At 73.3% G+C, this 5,240-nt stretch carries 5 protein-coding genes; all 5 read left to right on the top strand.

Annotated features, from left to right (window positions below):
* On the top strand, window positions 1-2,344 hold a 2,344-nt coding region (locus E1284_RS38220), incomplete at its 5' end, for a M4 family metallopeptidase (protein ID WP_131945023.1).
* Between the two features lie 61 nt (window positions 2,345-2,405).
* Window positions 2,406-2,963 carry a DUF488 domain-containing protein gene (locus E1284_RS38215; RefSeq protein ID WP_207924199.1) on the top strand — a complete coding sequence of 186 codons (558 nt, stop codon included), beginning with the start codon at window positions 2,406-2,408 and terminating at the stop codon, window positions 2,961-2,963.
* Window positions 2,964-3,197: 234 nt separating this feature from the next.
* Window positions 3,198-3,953: an SDR family oxidoreductase gene (locus tag E1284_RS38210; RefSeq protein WP_131945022.1), complete on the top strand. Its 756-nt coding sequence runs from the start codon at window positions 3,198-3,200 to the stop codon at window positions 3,951-3,953.
* A gap of 55 nt (window positions 3,954-4,008) precedes the next feature.
* Complete coding sequence (locus tag E1284_RS38205) at window positions 4,009-4,791, top strand: class I SAM-dependent methyltransferase (protein ID WP_207924198.1); 783 nt, start codon at window positions 4,009-4,011, stop codon at window positions 4,789-4,791.
* Window positions 4,781-4,987: a hypothetical protein gene (locus E1284_RS38200; RefSeq protein WP_131945020.1), complete on the top strand. Its 207-nt coding sequence runs from the start codon at window positions 4,781-4,783 to the stop codon at window positions 4,985-4,987. Before E1284_RS38205 ends, E1284_RS38200 begins: the two co-directional genes overlap by 11 nt.
* Window positions 4,988-5,240: the final 253 nt, after the last annotated feature.

The following is a 5,240-nucleotide window of genomic DNA, read 5'->3' as shown; positions in this document are numbered from 1 at the left end:
GCCCCACCCCCGCCAACCCGCCGGGCACTCCGCGTTCACGGAGGCGCCCTTCACGCTCGATCCGTCACCGTCCGTCCGCAAACGGGCCGTCAGCAAGGCGAAGGAGGCCATCGCCGCGCATCCCGGGCGCGCGCACCGCGCCGGCGGGCAGGAGTTCGCGGTCCGGTCGGTCGCCGTCGACCGCGACGGCTCGGCCGACGTCCGGTTCGACCGCACCTACCGCGGGCTCCCCGTCTACGGCGGGGACCTCGTCGTCCACCTCAAGCCCAACGGCTCCTACCAGGGGCTGGAGACCGCCTCCGAGACCTCCGGCGCGATCGGGACGACGCCGTCGGTGCGCGCCTCGGCCGCCGCGAGACTCGCCCGCAAGCAGCTCAAGGGCACGGTGTCGTCCGTGTCGAAGCCGAAGCTGGCGATCACGATGCGGGGCCGGTCGGCCACGCTCGTCTGGCAGACCGTCGTGACGGGCGTCCGCGCCGACCGGACGCCCAGCAGGCTGCACGTGATGGTGGACGCGCGGAAGGGCCGCGTCGTCCAGAGCGATGACGAGGTCCACACGTTCGTGCCGTCCGGTGTCCGGTCGGCGCCCGCCGCCACCCGGACCGCGCTGACCCAGGGCAGCGGCCACGGCATCTACGTCGGCACCGTCAACCTGGACCTGACACAGTCCGGCAGCACCTGGACGATGCGGGACCCGTCGCACGGCAACGGGTACACCACCAACCTGAACCACGCCACGTCCGGGACCGGCACCATCTTCAGCAACTCCACCGGCGTGTTCGGCAACGGCAGCAACTCCGACCCCGCCTCGGCCGGGGTGGACGCCCACTACGGCGCCGCCATGACCTACGACTACTTCAAGAACGTCCACGACCGGAACGGCATCTTCGGCGACGGCCAGGGCGTCCCGTCCCGCACGCACTACGGCAACGCCTACGTCAACGCCTTCTGGGACGGCTCCCAGATGACCTACGGCGACGGTGAGAACAACGCCAGGCCGCTGGTCGAGATCGACGTCGCCGGGCACGAGATGAGCCACGGCGTGAGCGGCGCCCTCGTCGGCTGGGGCGAGAACGGCGAGACCGGCGGGATGAACGAGGGCACGAGCGACATCTTCGGGACGATGGTGGAGTTCTACGCCGGCAACCCGGTCGACACGCCCGACTACACCATGGGCGAGCTGATCGACATCTTCGGCAACGGCGACCCGCTGCGCTACATGTACAACCCGTCGCTGGACGGCCAGTCGCCGAACTGCTGGAACAGCGGCAACGGCGGGCTGGACCCGCACTACTCCATGGGCCCGCTGAACCACTGGTTCTTCCTGACCGCGGTCGGCAGCGGCGACCACGGGTACGGCAGCAGCCCGACCTGCAACAACTCCACGGTCACCGGGATCGGCAACGACAAGGCCGCCAAGATCTGGTTCAAGGCCCTCGCGTCCTACGCCAACAGCAACGAGGACTACGCCGACGCGCGCGTCGACTCGCTGAAGGCCGCGGCCGACCTGTACGGCACGCACTGCACCGAGTACAACACCGTGATGGCCGCGTGGGCGGCCGTCAGCGTCACCGGCTCGGACCCGGTGCCGGGCACCTGCCCCGGCCAGGGCGGCGCGCCGGTCGTCACCAGCCCCGGGAACCAGAGCACCACGGTCGGGACGGCGGTCAACCTGGCCGTCCACGCCAGCGACCCGAACGGGCAGACGCTGTCCTACGGCGCGACCGGGCTGCCGGCCGGGCTGTCGATCAACGCCTCCAGCGGCGTGATCTCCGGTACGCCGACCACGGCCGGGACGAGCACCGTCACGGTCACCGCGACGAACACCTCCGGCCTCTCCGGCACCGCCACCTTCACCTGGACGGTCAACCCGCCCGGCGGAGGCTGCTCGTCGCCGGGCAACAAGGTCTCCAACGGCGGATTCGAGAGCGGTACGTCGCCGTGGACGACGACGTCCGGTGTGGTGTCGTCCAACAGCGACGGTGAAAGCGCCCACTCCGGGACGCACTACGCCTGGCTCGACGGCTACGGCAGGTCGCACACCGACTCCGCGACCCAGTCGGTGACGATCCCCGCCGGATGCAAGGCGACCCTCACCTTCTACGTGCACATCGACACCGCGGAGACCACCGGTGTCACGGCCTACGACAACCTCACCGTGAAGATCGGCGGTAGCACCGTCGCGACCTACTCCAACCTCGACGCCAACTCCGGATACGTCCAGAAGAGCTTCGACGCGTCCGCCTACGCGGGCAAGACCGTCACGCTCTCGTTCTCCGGCACGGAGGACGCGGCCCTCTACACGAGCTTCGTCGTCGACGACGTCGCCGTGAACGCGAGCTGACGGACGCGCCCCTGCCGCCGGCCCTCACCAGGGGGCCGGCGGCAGCCGTGTTCCCGCAGGTGTGGCACCGCCCCTGCCGGGCAGCCTGGACGTGATGGAGCCGCTGCTGACGTTCGGGCACGGGACCGCGGGGCGCGGGGAACTGGCCCCCCTCCTCGGCGGCGCCGGGGTGCGGTCCGCGGTCGACGTGCGCACCGCGCCCGGCAGCCGCCGCAACCCCGACGTGCAGCGCGACGCCCTGGAGGAGTGGCTCCCGGCCGCGGGCATCGGCTACCGGTGGGACAAGCGGCTGGGCGGCTTCCGCCGGGCCGCGCCGGACTCGCCCGACACCTTCTGGCGCAACGACTCGTTCCGCGGATACGCCGGCCACACCCGCGACCCCGACTTCGTGGCCGCCATGGACGACCTCCTGCGCGAGGCCGAGGGGACCCGCACGGCCGTGATGTGCAGCGAATCGGTGTGGTGGCGCTGCCACCGCCGGCTCATCGCCGACTTCGCCGTGCTGGCGCGCGGCCGTCCCGTCCTCCACCTCGCCCATGACGGCCGCCTCACCGAGCATCCGCCGACCCCGGGGGCGCGGCTGCGCGACGACGGGTTGCTCGTCTATGACGGAGAGTGACGTCCGCCGCCCCGGCGGGCGCGCAGACTCCCGTGGCACGGGAGTCCAGGGGGCCGGCCAGTGCCCGACCCTGGTGCCGCCGCGGTGCGGGGCGGTGACAGTGGTCGGTATCGGCTCGCGGCGGACGGGGCCTCCGGGAGAAAGTTCGGCGGAGCCGTCACAGGGCGCCCGGCCGCCCTGTCCTTGATGGCGACCGGGCGGCAGGCGCCCCGGCGGACACAGGAGGGAACAGAGATGAAGATCGTGGTCATCGGCGGCACCGGCCTGATCGGCTCCAAGCTCGTGGCGAACCTCGGCGGGCAGGGCCACGAGGCGGTCGCGGCGTCGCCGAACACCGGGGTGAACACCCTGACCGGCGAGGGGCTGGCGGACGTCCTGACCGGGGCGTCGGTGGTGATCGACGTGGCGAACTCGCCGTCGTTCGAGGACGCCGCCGTGCTGGAGTTCTTCGAGACCTCGACCGGCAACCTGCTCGCCGCCGAGGAGAAGGCGGGCGTCGGGCACCATGTCGGGCTGTCGATCGTGGGCACCGAGCGGCCCCCGGTCCGCGGCTACTTCCGGGCGAAGAACGTCCAGGAGAACCTGATCGCGAAGTCGCCGGTCCCGTACTCGATCGTGCACGCCACGCAGTTCTTCGAGTTCACCCGGGGCATCGCCGACGACGCCACGGACGGCGGCACCGTCCGGATGGCGCCGGTCCTGTACCAGCCGATGGCCGGCGACGACGTCGCCGCGCAGGTCGGGAGGGTCGCCGTGGGCGCGCCGCTGAACGGCCGGGTCGAGATCGCCGGACCGGAGCGGTTCCGCATGGACGAGTTCTTCCGCGACGCGCTGGCCTTCTGGAACGACCCCCGCGAGGTGGTCACCGACCCGCACGCGCACTACTTCGGCGCCGAGGTGGAGGAGCGGAGCCTGGTCCCGCTGGGCGACGCCGTCCTCGGCTCGATCCGCTACAGCGAGTGGCCGGGCCGCGTGCCGGCCGCCGGGTAGCGCCGGCCCGCCCGGCCGCACCGGCCGCCGGGCCCGAGGAGACGGGGGGACTGCCGTGACCGTGGCCGCGATGACCGCCGAGTTCGATGACGTCGCCCGCTGGACGGCGGAGGCGGTCGAGTTGCTCGGGCACCGGCACGCGATCCCGGCCGCCTGCCGCGGCAGCGCGAGCCCGGCGGCGCTGGTCTGGCTGGGCGAGGCGTGCGAGCTCTCGCCCGGGGCGACGCTGCTGGACGTCGGCGCCGGGGCGGGCGGCCCGGCGGCCTGGGCGGCCCGGCGGTTCGGGGTCCGGCCGGTGCTGCTGGAGCGGATGCCGGCCGCGTGCCGGGCCGCCGCCCGGCTGTTCGGGCTCCCGGTGATCACCGCCGACGGCGCCCGGATCCCGCTGCGGACCGGGTCGGCGGACGCCGCCTGGTCCCTCGGTGTGCTGGACACCGTCCGGGACAAGGCCGCGCTGCTCGGCGAGATCCGGCGCGTCCTGGCGCCGGGTGCGCCGCTCGGGCTGCTGGTGGCCGTCGCGCGGACCCCGCTCGCCCTCGCGACACCCGACGGCAACCATTTCCCCACCCAGCGCGAGCTCGCCGGGCTGCTGGACGGCGCGGGCTTCGACCTCGTCGAGCAGATCGACCGGCCCGACGGCGCGCCGCTGGCCTGGTCCCGCCGCGCCGAGCGGGTCGCCGCGGTCGTGGCCGCCCGGCACGGCGGCGACCGCGCGTACGCGCTGGCCGTCCGCCAGGGCGAGCGCTTCTCCCGGCTGCTCGCCTCCGGGCAGCTGTCGATGCAACTGATCCACGCCGCCGCCCGAGGCCCCGTAAGGAGAGACGAACGTGAACGCTGAGGGGAAATTCGAGGCCGAACTCGAGTTCGAGGTCGAGGAGGAGCTGCTCCTCGCCGAGTCGAGCCGCCCTGAGGAGACCGCCGCCGCGCCGCCCTCGACGTGGCTGTTCGACCCGACGGACGTCGAGCGCGAAAGGATCGGCCTCCGCGACATCCTCGGCGCGGCCGAGGCGCTGGACGACGAGCACGCACAGTGACCGGCGCCCGGCAGCGCCTTCGACGGGCCCCCCGTCCGCGGGGGGAGAGTCCTCGCCGGGGCGGGGGCGGTGCTTGGGATGCGGCGGCGGTTCCGATGAAATGGGGAGGCACACCAGACCCGTCCCCGGCAGGAGCCCCGCATGAGCCCCGACCCCGCCGCGCCGGCCGCGTCCAAACGATCGCGGGGAGCGCTCGTGCGGCTGCTGGTGCTGGCCGTGATCCTGCTGGCCCTCGGTGTGCTGGCGGTGCTGA

The organism is Actinomadura bangladeshensis (assembly GCF_004348335.1).
Lineage (GTDB): Bacteria > Actinomycetota > Actinomycetes > Streptosporangiales > Streptosporangiaceae > Spirillospora > Spirillospora bangladeshensis.
The sequence above is the reverse complement of the archived record's forward strand: the minus strand, read 5'-3'. Positions and strand labels throughout refer to the sequence as shown.